The sequence below is a fragment of the Sphingobium sp. B12D2B genome, from assembly GCF_025961775.1.
Lineage (GTDB): Bacteria > Pseudomonadota > Alphaproteobacteria > Sphingomonadales > Sphingomonadaceae > Sphingobium.
In genome coordinates this window covers 3,055,527-3,069,968 of record NZ_JAOQOH010000001.1, presented here as the reverse complement: position 1 = coordinate 3,069,968, position 14,442 = coordinate 3,055,527, and the positions used below count along the sequence as shown (strand labels likewise).

Below are 14,442 nucleotides of genomic sequence, written 5' to 3'. Positions count from 1 at the left end.
GGGTTCATGGAAGAAAAACGCCCGTCGAAGCCAAATCTCCGTAAACGTGCGGATGAAATCAGATCGTTTCGCTGCAAGAACCTCATTGCGGTGATCGAGAACCCAAGTGATGTGAAGAACATCGGCACGGTCATTCGAAATGCGAATGGTCTGGGGGTCGAGAAGGTCTATGTGGTCGATCCTCGGCGCGCATTGCCTGACGACTGGCAAAACCTCCGAGAGAATAAGGCAATCTCTAAAACCTCGGTATCTGCCGTCAAATGGACGTTTGTGAAGCGCTTTGACAGTACGGCAGAATGTTTTGATCATCTTGAAGCAAACGGCTTCAAGTCAATCGTGACCTCGCCGCACGTGAAGGGCAAAACCTCGATTTTCCTCGATGAAGGCGATTACACGCTCCATCACAAGCTCGCTGTGTGGTTTGGGAGTGAAACGCTGGGAATCAGTGAGTTGGCTGTCGAGCGGAGCGAGATGTGTGTGAGCATTCCGATGTTCGGTATTATTGAAAGCCTGAACCTGGGGACCAGTTCGGGCATCGTTTTGTACGAAGTGGCGAAGCAGAGACGCGAATATCAGAGTCGCTTCAGGCTCCGGAAGCGGAGAGGCGAACGCTCCGAGCCGCTCCCCACTGTTATTGCGCCGCAGCGCGACCCAATGTGATCGAGTTATCGATCAGCTTTTCCGCCTTTCAGGTGACGCTTGCAGGTTAAGACGCTAGGGGAGCGGCATGGATCACAACCCGCACAGCGATATTGACGACGACACCGCCGCCCGCATCGAGGAGGCCCGCCGGATCTTTTCCGGGCCGATCAGCTTCCTCAAATCCGCGCCAGGGCTGAACTTCCTGCCGCCGGCGGATGTGCCGGAGGTCGCCTTTGCCGGGCGTTCCAATGTCGGCAAGTCCTCGCTCATCAATGCGCTGACCAACCGCAATGGTCTTGCGCGCACATCCAACACGCCGGGGCGCACGCAGGAGCTCAATTTCTTCGACGTGGGCGAGCCGCTGCGCTTCCGTCTCGTGGACATGCCCGGCTATGGCTATGCCAAGGCGCCCAAGGATGTGGTCAAGCAGTGGCGCTTCCTCGTGAACGATTTCCTGCGGGGTCGCGCGGTCCTCAAGCGCGCGCTGGTGCTGGTCGATGCCCGCCACGGCCTCAAGGATGTCGACCGCACGCTGCTCGACATGCTGGATGAAGCAGCGGTGAGCTACCGCATGGTGCTGACCAAGGCCGACAAGGTGAAGGCGACCGACCTCGCTATCGTCACCGAGCGGACTGCAGCAGAAGTGCGCAAGCGCCCGGCGGCCCATCCGCAGATCATCCCGACATCGAGCGAGAAGGGCATGGGCCTGCCGGAGTTGCGCGCGGCGGTGATTGAGGCGCTCGACTGAGGGCTGGCTGCGGGGCTGGGCGCGGCATCTCAGGGATGCCGTTCGCGCTATTGGCCCCCTCCTGCCGTAACATGGCTTATGTCGGGCGTCTCCATCGCGCCGAGCGCGTTCGAGCATTGCAGGCGATAGCGCTGGCAGCTCTCAGCCCAATACCAGCCTATCGCCCTGCAAATCCAAAAGACCTGGCCGCTGACGGTCAAAGCCGACAGTCCCGCCGTATCACCTCTGGCGGCCGCTTCAAATGTCGTCGCCCATATCGTCCGTGTCGAGACTCGGGGGGGGCGGGTCAGACATTTTGAGCCGTCAGATCACTTGGAAAACTCTCGCTTGCGGTCGACGGGCGTGACGGGGCCGCGCCGCCATTTTTGGACCAGGGCATCGGCGCGCGTCTCATAATAATCGGCCGGGCCGCCCCCGCGCGACACCGGCACGGCATGGGTGGTCTGATAGATGCCGTCGAGGATGCAGTCCTGATTGATGTGCACGTGCACGACCTGGCCGAACACCACCCGGAAATCGCTGGGGACGCCATCCAGATCCTTGAGGTGGACGATCTCCGTCACCTTGCATTCGAACTGGGCAGGACTCGCCGCCACGCGCGGCGGCGCGACATCGATCGAGGCGATCTTCTCGATCCCCGCCATCTCGAACTCGTCGACCTCGGGCCCCACCTCGTCCCCCGTCAGGATCATCACGTCTGTAACGTCGCGGCCAACGAGGTTCCAGACGAACTCACCGGTTTCCCGCGCATTGCGGACGCTGTCCTTCTCTCCGCCCGAAGAGAAGCCGATGATCAGTGGGCGATAGCTGGCAATGTTGAACAGGCTGAACGGGGCGAGGTTGGCGACTCCCTCGGTGCTGACCGTGCTGATCCAGCCGATCGGGCGGGGCGCGACGATCGCGTTGGCCGGCTGATGCTTGAGGCGATGGCCCTCGGCCGGGCGGTAGGAGTGAAATTCTCTCATGATGACGCTGGTCCCTTGGCAAGCTTCACTATGCCGGAATTATTTCCGGTTTCTGACTCGCTAGGCCTATAAGACGTGTCTGCGCTTCCGTCTAAGATATTTTCGGGGGGTGTGATTGAAGACCGCATTCACGACAGTTCGGCCGCCACGCGGTTTTCCGAGGCGGGCCGATAGCGGAAACGATGCAGGACGGCCCTAAGCCAACCGGTCTAATCCCCCTGCATCGCCCTGCCCATGCGGGCGAAGGCGGCGTTCATTTTTTCAGCCAGCGCTTCCTCTACGCCGGTGTCGATCAGCGCCTGCGCCATCGCTTGCGTCCATTGCCGGCTTTCCACATCGCCAAAGCCGATCTGGCGATGCGCGGACATGATGCAGGCGCCGGGCTTTTGCGTGAACCAGTCGCGTGGGCCGCCGAGCCAGGCGGTGAGGAATCCGGTCAGCGATTCCCGCATCGGCGCGAGATCGGGCGCGTGAATCGCGCGCAATTCGGCAAAGCGCGGGTCCTGCTCCATGAGATCGTAGAATCGCTCGACCAGCGCGCGCACGGCCGGCGTGCCGCCGATCTCGTCATAGGGTAGCGGCGCGGGATCGGGTGGGGATGCTTCGGCGGTGGTCGATTGGGTCATTCGGCATGGCTCATGGCGCAGGGCTCCTCATCATGAGGCTTGCATGTCAGGGCCGGCGCCGCGCCGCCTTGCGCTGGATCAAGCCGGGGAGGGATCGCCTGGTGCGCAACCCGGGGCCCAGCCGGGCGGTGCGAGCGTGAAACCGGCAAAGTCGAAACCCGGCGTGACGATGCAGGAGACAAGTGCCCAGCCTCGGTCGGCCTCGGCGGCCTGCCAGTGGTACGGGGCGATGACATGCTGGGGGATCTCGCCCGCCAGCACATCGCCACCGAGGCGCAGGGCTGTCACCGGGCCTTCGTCGCCCGGCGCGGTGGAGAGGCTGAGCGCGTGGCCGGCGTGCCAGAGCCAGGTCTCGCTCGCATCCACCTTGTGCCAGTGAGAGCGCTGACCAGCCTCGAGCAGGAAATAGATCGCCGTCGCCCCGGCGCGTTCGCCGGGCATGGCCTCAGCCCGCCAGGTCTCGCGATACCATCCGCCTTCCGGATGCGGCTGGAGAGCGAGGCGGTCGATGAGGGCGCGGGCTGTTGGGTCGGTCATGCGGTCTTTGTCGCCCGATCACGATGCACCGCGCAAGAGCTTGACCGCGCGGTCCCGCGCCAGGAAGGGTGGGGCGCGACCATGACGTCCCTCTATCGCCTCGATGCCAGTGCCGCGCAGATCGGCGCGGCGCTCCATGCGGATGCCGGTGAGGACCCGTGGCCGGGAGGCTATATGACGCCGGGGCGCTATGGGCCGGTGATCGTGCATGGGCGCGATGGCGTGCGCCGGCTGGTGCCGCGGCTATGGGGCGTGCCGCCGCCGCCGGCCGCGGCTCTGACGGGCGGCGCGCCGGTCGCGCATGTGCGCAATGTCGAGAGTCCGTTCTGGGTCGGCACGCTGCGGCATACGGAGTTCCGCTGCCTGGTGCCGGTTACCAGCTTTCAGCTCTGGTCGCAGGCGCCTAATCCACGCACCGGCAAGCGCGTCGCGCATCGTTTCTCGCTGCCGGATGCGGCGATCTTCGCGTTCGCGGGCATCTGGCGGGACAGCGAGGTGGCGAGTTTTGCGCTGCTGACCTGCGAGCCGAACCGGCTGGTCGCCTCGGTCAACCCGCGCACCATGCCGGTGATCCTCCACGCTGAAGATCATGGCCGCTGGCTGCGCGCGGACTGGAAAGAGGCGCAGCGGCTGGTTGCGCCTTATCCCTCGCAGGCGATGACGATGGATGAGGCGGGGCCGCGCTAGACAGTCCCCTTCGTCATTCCCGCGAACGCGGGAATCCAGAAGCCAGCGGAACTGCCCATGCGCCCCTGGATTCCCGCGTTCGCGGGAATGACGAGAGAGGAGGTCGGGACGCTCGCCAATGCCGCCCTTCGGCTACTTCGTTTGTGTTGCGTACAAATAGGGTGCAACCTACACTATGCGCCACCGGCGACGAGTCCGTGCTTGCGCCGCAGAGACAAGAGGAGAGGCCCATGGCCAGGATCATCGGCGGTTTCGCCGTTTCGCACACGCCGACCATCGCGTTCGCCAAGGATGCGAACAAGCAGACCGATCCCGTCTGGGCGCCGATCTTCGAGGGATTCGAGCCGGTCAAGCAATGGCTGGCGGACGAGAAGCCCGATGTGATCCTGTATGTCTACAACGACCACATGACCTCCTTCTTCACCCATTACTCGCATTTCGCGCTGGGCATTGGCGAGGCGTATGAGCCGGCGGACGAAGGCGGCGGCAAGCGCGATCTGCCCGCGATCAAGGGCGATCCGGACCTTGCCAAGCACATCGCCGAGTGCATGGTCGCTGACGAGTTCGATCTGGCCTATTGGCAGGGCATGGGGCTGGACCATGGCGCCTTCTCGCCGCTTTCGGTCCTGCTGCCTCACGAGAATGGCTGGCCCTGCCGCCTTGTGCCGCTGCAGTGCGGCGTGCTTCAGCATCCGATCCCCAAGGCGCGCCGCTTCTGGAAGTTCGGCCGCTCGCTGCGCCGCGCGATCCAGAGCTATCCCAGGGACATCAAGGTCGCGATCGCGGGCACGGGCGGGCTTTCCCATCAGGTCCATGGCGAGCGCTGCGGGTTCAACAACACCGCCTGGGACATGGAGTTCATGGAGAAGCTCACCAACGATCCCGAATCACTGCTCGACGCGACGGTGACCGATCTCGCCAAGCTCGGCGGCTGGGAAGGCGCCGAGGTGGTGATGTGGCTGCTGATGCGCGGCGCGCTCTCCGAACAGGTCGAGAAGCTGCACCAGAGCTACTTCCTCCCGTCAATGACGGCCATCGCGACGATGCTGTTCAAGGATTTGGGCGATCCGGTGCCGCCGGCCGAGACCGATGAGCAACTGCGTGCCCGCGCGTCCCGCGAGCTGGCGGGCGTCGAGGCGATCGAAGGGACCTATCCTTTCACCATTGACCGCGCGGTCAAGGGCTTCCGCATCAACCACTTCCTCCACCGCCTGATCGAGCCGGAGTTCCGCAAGCGGTTTGTCGAGGATCAGGAAGGGCTGTTTGCCGAGTCGGATTTGAGCGAGGAAGAGAAGGAGCTGATCCGCAGCCGCAACTGGATCGGCATGATCCATTACGGCGTCATCTTCTTCATGCTGGAGAAAATGGCCGCGGTGCTCGGCATCGGCAATATCGACGTTTATGCCGCCTTCAAGGGCCTGAGCGTTCCCGATTTCCAGAAGACCCGCAATGCCGCAATCACCTATTCGGTGGCCGGCAAACAATAAGGGGCGCGCCGCGGATGCTTTGTGAGAGGGCGGCGGACCTTGGTTTGCCGCCCTTTCTCACGGGGTATCTGACAGCCTGCCGCATTTGCGCCACACCATATCGACCTTCGCCCGGACGGCGACAAAGTAGATTGCAAACTAACAGAATCTGATGAATAGATAGCTCCCTAACAACGATAATTTGTCTGGGAGACTTTGCAATGAAGAGATCTGCGCGCGTGCTGCGTCAGCACGCCTGTTTCGCGGCCCTCGCCACCGTCCTCGCTTTCCCTGCTTTCGCGCAGGACAGCGCCCCCCAAAGCGATAGAGCAGATGCAAGCGACGAGGCCATCGTGGTCACCGGATCGCGCATCGCCTCCGGTTTCGACCGGCCGACCCCCGTGGCGGTTCTGGGCGCTGAGCGACTGGAAACACGCGGCATCACCAATCTCGGCGATGCGCTGAACGAACTGCCTGCCTTCCGCGCGACCAACTCACCGGCCTCGACCGGTCTGGGCGCGGCGGGCGGCTATGTCGGCGGTCGCATCCTCGATCTTCGTGGTCTGGGCGCGGTGCGCACGCTGACCCTCGTCGACGGCAAGCGCTTCGTGCCGTCCACCACGCAGGCGACAGTCGACACCAACATGATCCCCTCGATCATGCTCCAGCGTGCCGAGGTCGTCACGGGCGGCGCGTCCGCCGTCTATGGTTCGGACGCCGTGTCCGGCGTCGTCAACCTGCTCATCGACAAGGCGTTCACGGGCTACAAGGCCAATGCCCAAGTCGGCTTTTCGCAATATGGCGACAATTTCACCACCCAGTTCGGCGCGGCCGGCGGTTGGCAGATCGGCGAGACGCTGCATCTGCTCGTGGGCGGCGAATATGAAAAGGCGGAGGGTGTGGAAAGCTGCCCCTCGCGCGACTGGTGCGCCAATGGCTTCATCAACATCAGCCGCAATCCCGGCGTGACGAGCCTGCCCGCCAACAACATCCTGGCGGGCGTCTACCCCTGGACGGCGCCCTATAACGGTATCACCACGCCGCCGAGCTCCGCTTATGCCGGCCGCCTCGTCCCGGCTCTCCGCGCGATCGACGGCATCGGCTTCCGCGCCGACGGCACGCCGTTCCGCACCACGCAGGGCACGCTGGCCAACAACCTCTATCAGCTTGGCGGCACCAATGATGGGCCGGGCGAGAACATCTATTTCGATTTCCCGATCGTCTCGCCGACCAAGCGCTATAACGCCATGGCGTTCGCCACGTGGGAAGCCACGCCGGCCCTGACGATGGAGTTCGGCTTCAACTACGGTCATGGCGAAGGGCGCCACCGCGCGGTGCCGTATCGCAATACGGCCATCACCATCCAGCGCGACAACCCGTTCATTCCGACCTCCGGCAATCCCGCGCTGGACCTGCGCACCATCATGGATGCTAATGGCCTCACCAGCTTCACGCTGGGCAAGGGCTTCAAGGATATTGGCCCGGGCCAGCTGGTCGTGAAGAACGATGTCTATCGCGCCGTCGCGTCCGCCAAATATGAGATTTCGCCCAACTGGTCGGCGGACATCTATTATCAGTTCGGCCGCAACGAGTTCCGCAGCGACATCACGGGTGGCACGATCACCTCGCGCATTCTCAAGGCGCTCGACGCGGTGGCCGGGCCCGGCGGGGCGCCGGTGTGCCGGGTGAATGCCGATGCCAGCACAACCAATAACGACCCTGCCTGCGTGGCCCTCAATCCCTTCGGCTCCGGCCAAGGCGCCACCTTCGCGGCGGCCAAGGCCTATGTCACGGCCGATGCCTTCCAGACCAACATCACCACCCAGCATGTCGTCGCTGCCAACGTCACCGGCTCGCTGTTCGATCTGCCCGCCGGGCCGCTCGGCGTCGCCGTGGGCGCGGAATATCGCAGCGACAGCGTCAGCGGCGATGCCGATGCCAATTCCAAGGCGCTGGCCTTCTTCACCGGCAACGGATCGGTCATCTCGGGCAAGATTCAGGTGGTCGAGGCTTATGGTGAGGCCGAAGTGCCGATCCTGCGCGACACGGCGTTCTTCCGCGAACTGAGCCTGAACGGCGCCGTCCGCCGGACCCACTACAAGCGGTCCAGCGACTTCTTCCCGAGCAGCACGGTCAATGTGACCACATGGAAGGTGGGCGGCGTCTGGGCGCCCGTCGATGCGGTCCGCTTCCGCGTCACCAAGTCCCGCGACATCCGCGCGCCCAACGTCTCGGAACTGTTCGGCCCGATCACGAGTGCGTCCGGCATTCTCAACGATCCGGCGCGTGGCGGTCAGCAGACGGTCGTGCCGATCACGCTGGGCTCCAACCCCAATCTGCGGCCGGAAAAGGCGGACACGTTCACCGCTGGCATCGTCTTGCAGCCAAGCGGTGGGATGCTCGGGCGGTTCCGGGCGTCGGTCGATTATTATGACATCAAGATCAAGGATGCGATCAGCACGCTCGGCCAGCAGAACATCGTGACGCGCTGCTCGCAGGGCGATACGCTGAGCTGCTCGCTGGTCACGCGCGATGGTGGTGCGGCCAATGGCGTCATCACCAATGTTCGCGACGTGGTTCAGAACGTCAACCAGCTCAACGCGCGCGGCATCGACATGGAGCTGAACTATCGCCAGCCGGTCGGCGCGGCCAGCGCAGTCAACCTGTCCGTCATGGCCAGCCATGTCATCGATCTGGTGACCGTGGACGCCGTGGGGCCGGTCGAACGGGCCGGCCAGACGGGTCTGCGCGGCGGTACGCCTCCGGGCATCCCCGACTGGACGGTTGACGCGACCGTGGGCCTCGACCTGGGTGAGCTGTTCTCGCTCTCCACCCATGTTCGCTGGATCAACAAGGGCTTCTACAACGCGGCGTTCATCGGCGCCGAGCAGCCCGGCTATGTGATCACGGCCTCCAGCAGTTCCAGCACCAACGCCATGCCATCGCGCACCTATGTCGACATGATGGGCACGGTGAAGGTGCCGGTCGGCGGCGATAACAAGTTGAGCGTCTATTTCGGCGTGGACAATGTGTTCAATGTCGATCCGCCGAACTTCCCCGGTGCGAACGGCAGCGGTAACAACGTGCTCTTCAACCCGGTTGGGCGCATGTACAAGGCCGGCATCCGCACGTCCTTCTGATCCCCCTGCCGTGCCGGGCGCGTTTCGTCCGGCACGGCACCCTTTGGCGCACAGGCCGGCCGACGGATCGCTCTTGACGGAGCGGGTGCAGGTGCGGGAGGTCTGCTGGAACGGCACGTAAGGGAGAATGATGGTCGACAAGGCTCCGTCCGCACAGGGTTCCACCAGCGAAGAGGACGCGGCGACATCGCGCAGCCTTCCGCGATTTGGCGGTTTTCCCATTGAGGATGCCACGCGACATCTCTCCAATTTCTACGCCGGGGCCAAGCCCGACGAGCGGACCGTCACCTTTTTCCGGACCACGCGCGCGCTGGTCGTCGCGGCACGGCGCTGGCGCAAGCTTGCCAATGACAAGGTCCGCAGTGTTGGGCAAAGCATGGCGCGGTGGGAGACGATGTATCTGCTCGCCTGCGCCCGCGACGACCTCTCCCAGCGCGAACTGGCCCAACTGATCGGCGTCGAAGGGCCGACCATGGCCCATATGCTCAACACGCTGGAACGCGACGGCCTGATCGAACGCGCGCAGAGCCAGGTCGACCGCCGGGTCGTCCACAACCGGATCACCGAAAAAGGGCTGGCCGCCACGCGAGACATCATGGCGATCACCAATGATTTGCGCGCGGACATCCTGCGGGACATTCCACCTGAGAAGCTGGCCATTGCGCTGGAGGTCCTGGAACAGGTCCACGCCCGGCTGGACGATTACTGCTGAGGCGCGGTCATGCGGCTGGTTACGGCCGTCCCGTTGTGGCCTCTTCCTTCAGCGAGAACAGCACCGGCCATTCCCAGGCGCCCCGGCAGACCGGCATGGAGCGGGCTTCCGTCAGCCGGAAACGGGTGCCATCCCAGCGGTAGGTCTCCGCCGTGCCGCAGTCGCCAAGGCCACGTCCCTTGGCGAAGCTGGAAAGCTCACCGCGCGAAGGATTCCAGCGGGCGTTCATAATCAGCGGCGGGGCGCTGGCATCGCCGGTGAAGCCGGGGAGATGATCGAACGGGGCGAAGGCGATCGTCCGGTTGCCGGGCTCGCCGCTCGCGATCAGTGGGACGGCGCTCACATTATATGCGCCCGCATCGCAGGGCAGCAGCAGCAGGACATGCCCGGCATCGAGTGTATGGAGATCGGGCTGACGACTGCTCTCCAGCCCACTCTCGCACTGCGCCAGGCGCTGGGCCGTGGCTTGCTCTTGCGGCGTGAGCGCAGGCGTCGCGGTTTCGGCGAGGAGCGGGATCGTCTTGGGCAGCACGGGATCGGCCGGCAGCGGCCGCGCCATGTCGGCCGGGCCATCACCGATGGCGGCCAGCGCGCCGCGGCTGCCGATGCGGCCCTGCTGCTCATCCATGTAGCGCAGTGCCGCTGCGACGCCTTGCAGCGACGGGGCGCCGATGACCGTCCGGTTGCGATCGTACAGCTCGAACACATAGCTGGAGCCCATGGACCGCACGACCTCCAATGCGGTCTGGCCATCCAGCGCAATCGTGTCGCCATCGACCTTCTGCCGCACGCGGCGCGTGCCATCGATCATGAAATCGACCCGGTCGCGCAGCCGATCGGCCAGCAGCACGCGCAGGCTGGTGGCGCCTGCGGGGCCGCCATCGCGGTGAATGAGGACCAGCAGCCGGTTGGGCGTATCCACCCCTTCCGGGTTCAGCGATACCGCACTGCAGGATAGGCGATTGTCGCAGCCCACGGCCCAGTTGTCGAAAACACGCAGACGACCCAGCACCGGTTCTGCCACAACGGGCGCGGTCGAGAGGACAGACCCCGACGTCTGCTCGCCGCGCGGCGGGGCAGCGGGCGCGACCGTTGCCAGGCCCGCGAGAGCCAGGGCGCCCATGCGTAGAAGCCGTGAAATCCTTGTCATTCCGCGAGTCATAATGCAGTTGAAGCCAATGGTGTAGCGCCAAGCTGCATGTGTTGCGACAGCCCGTGGTCAGCAAGCCGGGCCAAGTGGATCGAAAGGACACAGATATGCGCAGAATCGCTGTGATCGGCGCCGGCCAGATGGGCGCGGGCATTGCGCAGGTGAGCGCTCAGGCCGGCATGGATGTGCTGCTGCGTGATATCGATCTCGCGCGTGCGGACAAGGGCAAGGCCGGGATCGAGAAGCGACTCGCGCGCGCCGTGGAGAATGGCAAGCTGGAGCAGGCGGATGCGCAGGCGGCGCTGGCACGGATCACGCCCGTGGTGGCGCTCGATGAGGTCGCCCGGTGCGATCTGGTGATCGAGGCCGCGACCGAGCGGGAGGACATCAAGCGCGCCATCTTCGCGGAGGTGGGCGCGGTCCTGGCGCCGGATGCGATCCTTGCAACCAACACCTCGTCCATTCCGATCACGCGGCTCGCGCAGGCGGCGCCCGACCCGGCGCGGTTCATCGGCGTGCATTTCTTCAATCCCGTGCCGGTGATGGCGCTGGTGGAGGTCATTCGCGGCCTCGCCACCTCGCCGGAGACGGTGCAGGCGGTGGAGGTCTATGCGCAGGCGCTGGGCAAGGAGGTCGTCCATGCGTTCGATGCGCCGGGGTTCATCGTCAACCGCATCCTGCTGCCGATGCTCAACGAGGCGATCTTCGCACTCGGCGAGGGCGTTGCCAGCGTGAGAGACATCGATAGCGCGATCAAACTGGGCCTCAACCATCCCATGGGTCCGCTGACCCTGGCTGATTTCGTTGGCCTCGATACCTGTCTGGAGATCTGCAAGGTGCTGCAGGACACGACGGGCGATCCCAAATTCCGGCCTGCGCCGCTGCTCGTCAAATATGTCGAAGCCGGCTGGCTGGGGCGCAAGACGGGCAGGGGCTTCTACGATTACGCCGGCGACGAGCCCGTGCCGACGCGGTGAAAGGCCTTTCGGGGCGCGCGCTGGCCGCACAGCAAGGAGCCCCGTGTCCGCAGACACGAGGCTCCCGCTCCCACATCGTAAAGGCTGTGCTTAGCTGAAGCTGATCGCCATGTTGGGGCGGCGTGCGCGCAGCGTGCGGCCGATCGCAGCGAAACCGATGATCATCATCGCCCAGGTGGCCGGCTCCGGCACGGCGGGCTTGACGGTGTAGAACAGCAGGTCCTGCTTGCTGCTGTTGGTCGCGACCCAGAAATCCAGATTGCTGTTAATCGTGCCCTTGTTGGCAAGGTAGGAATTGGCGGTGTTGATCAGCGCGGACTCGCCTTGGCTCGCCCATTCGAGCTCGAAGTAACCGGCGCCCAGATTCTTCGAGTTGCTCGTTTCGTAACGAGTCTCCCAGAGCGCCAGTTGCAGGGCAGCGGACTGAGTCTTGTCGCCACCGGCATAATTGCTCACCAGCGCGGCGACGTCGTTATAAAGAGAGCCGCCCAGATAATCGCTCAGCGACACGACATTGAACGTGCCGGTGCTCGAGTCCTGGGTGACTTCGAGACAGTAAGCCAGGAAGCTGACCGCCTTGCCGTCCCACGTGCCGGAGATATTCTGGGGCGAGAACGAGCCGCTGTAGGAGGTGGTGTTCCACCACGACGAACCAATGCTCACCTCGCCGCTCGGGCTGCTATACTGCGTCGAGAGGTTGTTGATGACGAAGGTGCTCGCGTTCGCGGCAGTTGCGGAGGCGATAGCGGCTGCACCGGCAGCGAGAGCGATAAGCGTTTTCTTCACGGCGATGTTCCCTTCAAAAGTCCTGAAGCCGGTGTGAAGGAATACTTCTCGATACAAAATGGTATTAACTACGATTGGACGCTCGTTAACTTCGATTATCGCAAAATAATCAGGAAATTCTGAGGAGAAGTTTTAAGAGAAATAGTTAATGATCCAAATGGGGTCATTAACTACGATGAGCGTTTATAAGACGCTACATTTGCGAGTGGCGTGACGCTGCGAATCGGGAAACAATGAAGGGGCGGCGGCGCCGCTGCCGCATTTCCCGATCGTCACCCCGGGCTTGACCCGGGGTCCAGCTGGCCTTCTTGCGAAGAAGGCGTGCCGCTTGAAACGTCCGAACACGGAAAGCCGCAATGTATTTGGCGATGCGTGCGAAAGAAAAGCTGGACCCCGGGTCAAGCCCGGGGTGACGGTGAGGGGGCTCAATTTCCCCTGATGTTCTCGCCGCCCTCATCGCCGACATCCTCGGCCTGCGCCGCTGCGAGGTCCTGCAGCAGGGCGTCCACATCGAGCGGCTGGCTGCGGTCATGCGCCTCGATGCGATCGCGCAGGCTCTGTGCCCACGTCGCGCTGGGGCCGCCATGCGGATCGAACGCCAGCGGACCGAGGTTGATCAGCGCGTCATCATAGCGCTGGTCCCGCAGCAGCTGCATCACCAGCATCGTACGGAGATTCTGGTCGAACGGCGCCAGCACCACAGCGCGCTCCAGCCCGGCCACCGCATTCTCGGTCGGGCGCCGGCCCTGCTCAAGGAAGCTGCGGTAGAAATATTGCAGGGGCAGGGGATGATTATTCTCGAACCTGTTGAGCTCGATGAACGGGCGTCGCGCTTCGGCATAGGCCGCGCTGGCGTCCGGGGCGGATTCCGCCTTGCGGAACAGTGCCTTTCCTTTCGCCAGATAGGCGCTCACCTGCCGGTCATCGAGCGCGAGGGCGGTGTTGGCAGCGGCAAGGGCAGCATCCTCATGACCCGCTTCCAGCTCGGCTTCGGCCAGCGTGGCGTGCAGCGCGGCATCGTTCGGATAGCGCGGCGCGAGAGCACGCAAGTCCGCCACTAGCGTCTCCAGTTCTTCAGGCGAGGGGCGGTTCTTGAGCTCGATCCGCAGCGGCATGGCCGCCGCTTCGCCCTCACTCAGCGCGCGGACCGAGACAGGGCCGGGCTTGAGCGTGGCAGCAGGCAGCTCAAGATAGGTCATCCGGCTCTGCCCCAGATATTTGTCCAGATCCCGCTGCAGGGCGTTGAGATCGCCAAAGGCGCCTGTCGCCGCCTCCGTGAGGCTTTTGCCACTGCGCAGCAGGCGCAAATAGATCGCCAGTTGCCCGGGACGCTCCTTGCTGAACGTGAGGTAATGATAAAGCAGCCAGCTCCGCCCATAGAAGGCGGCACCCTGGGAGGCGGATTTCGGATAATGGCCCGAATTGAGGATTTGCGCGACCGGGATGACATCGCCGTACATCAGGTCGCCGGCGCGGTGCCTGGCGGGCATCCCCAAGCCGACATTGCCGTTCTTGCGGAATTGGGCAGAGGCGAAGAACTCGGCGGCGCCTTCCGAGAACCAGAGCGGCATGCCGTAGCTGCTGGTCGAGATCAGATAATGGTGCGCATATTCGTGCAGCAGCGCGAGCATCGGCATATCGAGCGTGGTGTTGCTGGTCTTCACCCGGGGAACGATGGCGAAGGCATCCCCCGCGCGCGGCACATAGAACGCGTAGGTATATTTGCTGTCGCCGCCCTGTAGCCTGCGCACGTCCTTGTCGCTGCGCACGACATAGACGGTCACGCGGTTGGACGGGCTGGGCGGCTCCATCTCAACCGAGAGCACATAGCCCATGGCGTGGTGGAAGCGTTCGAGCTGGTCGGAGAATTGCTTGATCTCCTCCGGCTTCTGATCGGCATAGATGACGAAATTCTCGCTGGAGGCTTCCAGCCAAGCCGCCTGCGCAGGCCGTGCCATGGTCGCAAAGAACAGTGCGGCCCATGCTAACAGTTTGATCGGCATTGC

13 protein-coding genes are annotated in these 14,442 nt (G+C 63.9%); 7 read left to right on the top strand and 6 right to left on the bottom strand.

Annotated elements, in window-relative coordinates; genetic code table 11:
- Positions 1 to 6: 6 nt before the first annotated feature.
- Positions 7 to 660: a TrmH family RNA methyltransferase gene (locus M2335_RS14515; protein ID WP_264578151.1), complete on the top strand. Its 654-nt coding sequence runs from the start codon at positions 7 to 9 to the stop codon at positions 658 to 660.
- 67 nt (positions 661 to 727) lie between these two features.
- The gene (gene yihA / locus M2335_RS14510; protein ID WP_264595131.1) at positions 728 to 1,390 is read left to right on the top strand and encodes a ribosome biogenesis GTP-binding protein YihA/YsxC; all 663 of its coding nucleotides are present in this window, start codon (positions 728 to 730) and stop codon (positions 1,388 to 1,390) included.
- Positions 1,391 to 1,698: 308 nt separating this feature from the next.
- Here the strand turns inward: yihA and M2335_RS14505 are convergent, their stop codons facing one another.
- From M2335_RS14505 to M2335_RS14495, 3 genes are all read right to left on the bottom strand, one after another.
- A complete protein-coding gene (locus M2335_RS14505; RefSeq protein ID WP_264586555.1) occupies positions 1,699 to 2,355 on the bottom strand; it encodes a flavin reductase family protein in 657 nt (218 codons plus the stop codon).
- A 209-nt stretch (positions 2,356 to 2,564) separates the two neighbouring features.
- Entirely contained in the window at positions 2,565 to 2,981 is a 417-nt protein-coding gene (locus M2335_RS14500) for a group II truncated hemoglobin (protein WP_264595130.1), read from the bottom strand.
- A gap of 78 nt (positions 2,982 to 3,059) precedes the next feature.
- A complete protein-coding gene (locus M2335_RS14495) occupies positions 3,060 to 3,518 on the bottom strand; it encodes a cupin domain-containing protein (protein ID WP_264595129.1) in 459 nt (152 codons plus the stop codon).
- Positions 3,519 to 3,599: 81 nt separating this feature from the next.
- On the opposite strand from M2335_RS14495, the gene M2335_RS14490 reads away from it, so the two are divergent.
- From M2335_RS14490 to M2335_RS14475, 4 genes are all read left to right on the top strand, one after another.
- Entirely contained in the window at positions 3,600 to 4,205 is a 606-nt protein-coding gene (locus M2335_RS14490) for an SOS response-associated peptidase (RefSeq protein ID WP_264574433.1), read from the top strand.
- Positions 4,206 to 4,435: 230 nt separating this feature from the next.
- On the top strand, positions 4,436 to 5,692 hold the full coding sequence (locus M2335_RS14485; RefSeq protein WP_264574434.1) for a gallate dioxygenase: 1,257 nt from the start codon (positions 4,436 to 4,438) through the stop codon (positions 5,690 to 5,692).
- Between the two features lie 200 nt (positions 5,693 to 5,892).
- Entirely contained in the window at positions 5,893 to 8,811 is a 2,919-nt protein-coding gene (locus M2335_RS14480; RefSeq protein ID WP_264574435.1) for a TonB-dependent receptor domain-containing protein, read from the top strand.
- A 130-nt stretch (positions 8,812 to 8,941) separates the two neighbouring features.
- On the top strand, positions 8,942 to 9,523 hold the full coding sequence (locus M2335_RS14475; RefSeq protein ID WP_264576568.1) for a MarR family winged helix-turn-helix transcriptional regulator: 582 nt from the start codon (positions 8,942 to 8,944) through the stop codon (positions 9,521 to 9,523).
- A gap of 19 nt (positions 9,524 to 9,542) precedes the next feature.
- Here M2335_RS14475 and M2335_RS14470 read toward each other — a convergent pair whose 3' ends face one another.
- Entirely contained in the window at positions 9,543 to 10,673 is a 1,131-nt protein-coding gene (locus M2335_RS14470; protein ID WP_264595128.1) for a DUF1176 domain-containing protein, read from the bottom strand.
- 107 nt (positions 10,674 to 10,780) lie between these two features.
- Here M2335_RS14470 and M2335_RS14465 point away from each other — a divergent pair, with 107 nt between their 5' ends.
- Positions 10,781 to 11,650: a 3-hydroxybutyryl-CoA dehydrogenase gene (locus tag M2335_RS14465; protein WP_264595127.1), complete on the top strand. Its 870-nt coding sequence runs from the start codon at positions 10,781 to 10,783 to the stop codon at positions 11,648 to 11,650.
- Between the two features lie 90 nt (positions 11,651 to 11,740).
- Here M2335_RS14465 and M2335_RS14460 read toward each other — a convergent pair whose 3' ends face one another.
- On the bottom strand, positions 11,741 to 12,436 hold the full coding sequence (locus M2335_RS14460) for a PEPxxWA-CTERM sorting domain-containing protein (protein ID WP_264584266.1): 696 nt from the start codon (positions 12,434 to 12,436) through the stop codon (positions 11,741 to 11,743).
- A 425-nt stretch (positions 12,437 to 12,861) separates the two neighbouring features.
- Positions 12,862 to 14,439, bottom strand: a complete 1,578-nt coding sequence (locus M2335_RS14455; protein ID WP_264595126.1) for a hypothetical protein — start codon at positions 14,437 to 14,439, stop codon at positions 12,862 to 12,864.
- Positions 14,440 to 14,442 lie beyond the last annotated feature (3 nt).

Coding starts and splice junctions, on each gene's coding strand:
- M2335_RS14505 (WP_264586555.1), bottom strand. CDS start 2,355: ATGAGAGAATTTCACTCCTACCGCCCGGCCGAGGGCCATCGCCTCAAG.
- M2335_RS14465 (WP_264595127.1), top strand. CDS start 10,781: ATGCGCAGAATCGCTGTGATCGGCGCCGGCCAGATGGGCGCGGGCATT.
- M2335_RS14480 (WP_264574435.1), top strand. CDS start 5,893: ATGAAGAGATCTGCGCGCGTGCTGCGTCAGCACGCCTGTTTCGCGGCC.
- M2335_RS14475 (WP_264576568.1), top strand. CDS start 8,942: ATGGTCGACAAGGCTCCGTCCGCACAGGGTTCCACCAGCGAAGAGGAC.
- M2335_RS14490 (WP_264574433.1), top strand. CDS start 3,600: ATGACGTCCCTCTATCGCCTCGATGCCAGTGCCGCGCAGATCGGCGCG.
- M2335_RS14455 (WP_264595126.1), bottom strand. CDS start 14,439: ATGCCGATCAAACTGTTAGCATGGGCCGCACTGTTCTTTGCGACCATG.
- M2335_RS14485 (WP_264574434.1), top strand. CDS start 4,436: ATGGCCAGGATCATCGGCGGTTTCGCCGTTTCGCACACGCCGACCATC.
- M2335_RS14515 (WP_264578151.1), top strand. CDS start 7: ATGGAAGAAAAACGCCCGTCGAAGCCAAATCTCCGTAAACGTGCGGAT.
- M2335_RS14470 (WP_264595128.1), bottom strand. CDS start 10,673: ATGACAAGGATTTCACGGCTTCTACGCATGGGCGCCCTGGCTCTCGCG.
- M2335_RS14495 (WP_264595129.1), bottom strand. CDS start 3,518: ATGACCGACCCAACAGCCCGCGCCCTCATCGACCGCCTCGCTCTCCAG.
- yihA (WP_264595131.1), top strand. CDS start 728: ATGGATCACAACCCGCACAGCGATATTGACGACGACACCGCCGCCCGC.
- M2335_RS14500 (WP_264595130.1), bottom strand. CDS start 2,981: ATGACCCAATCGACCACCGCCGAAGCATCCCCACCCGATCCCGCGCCG.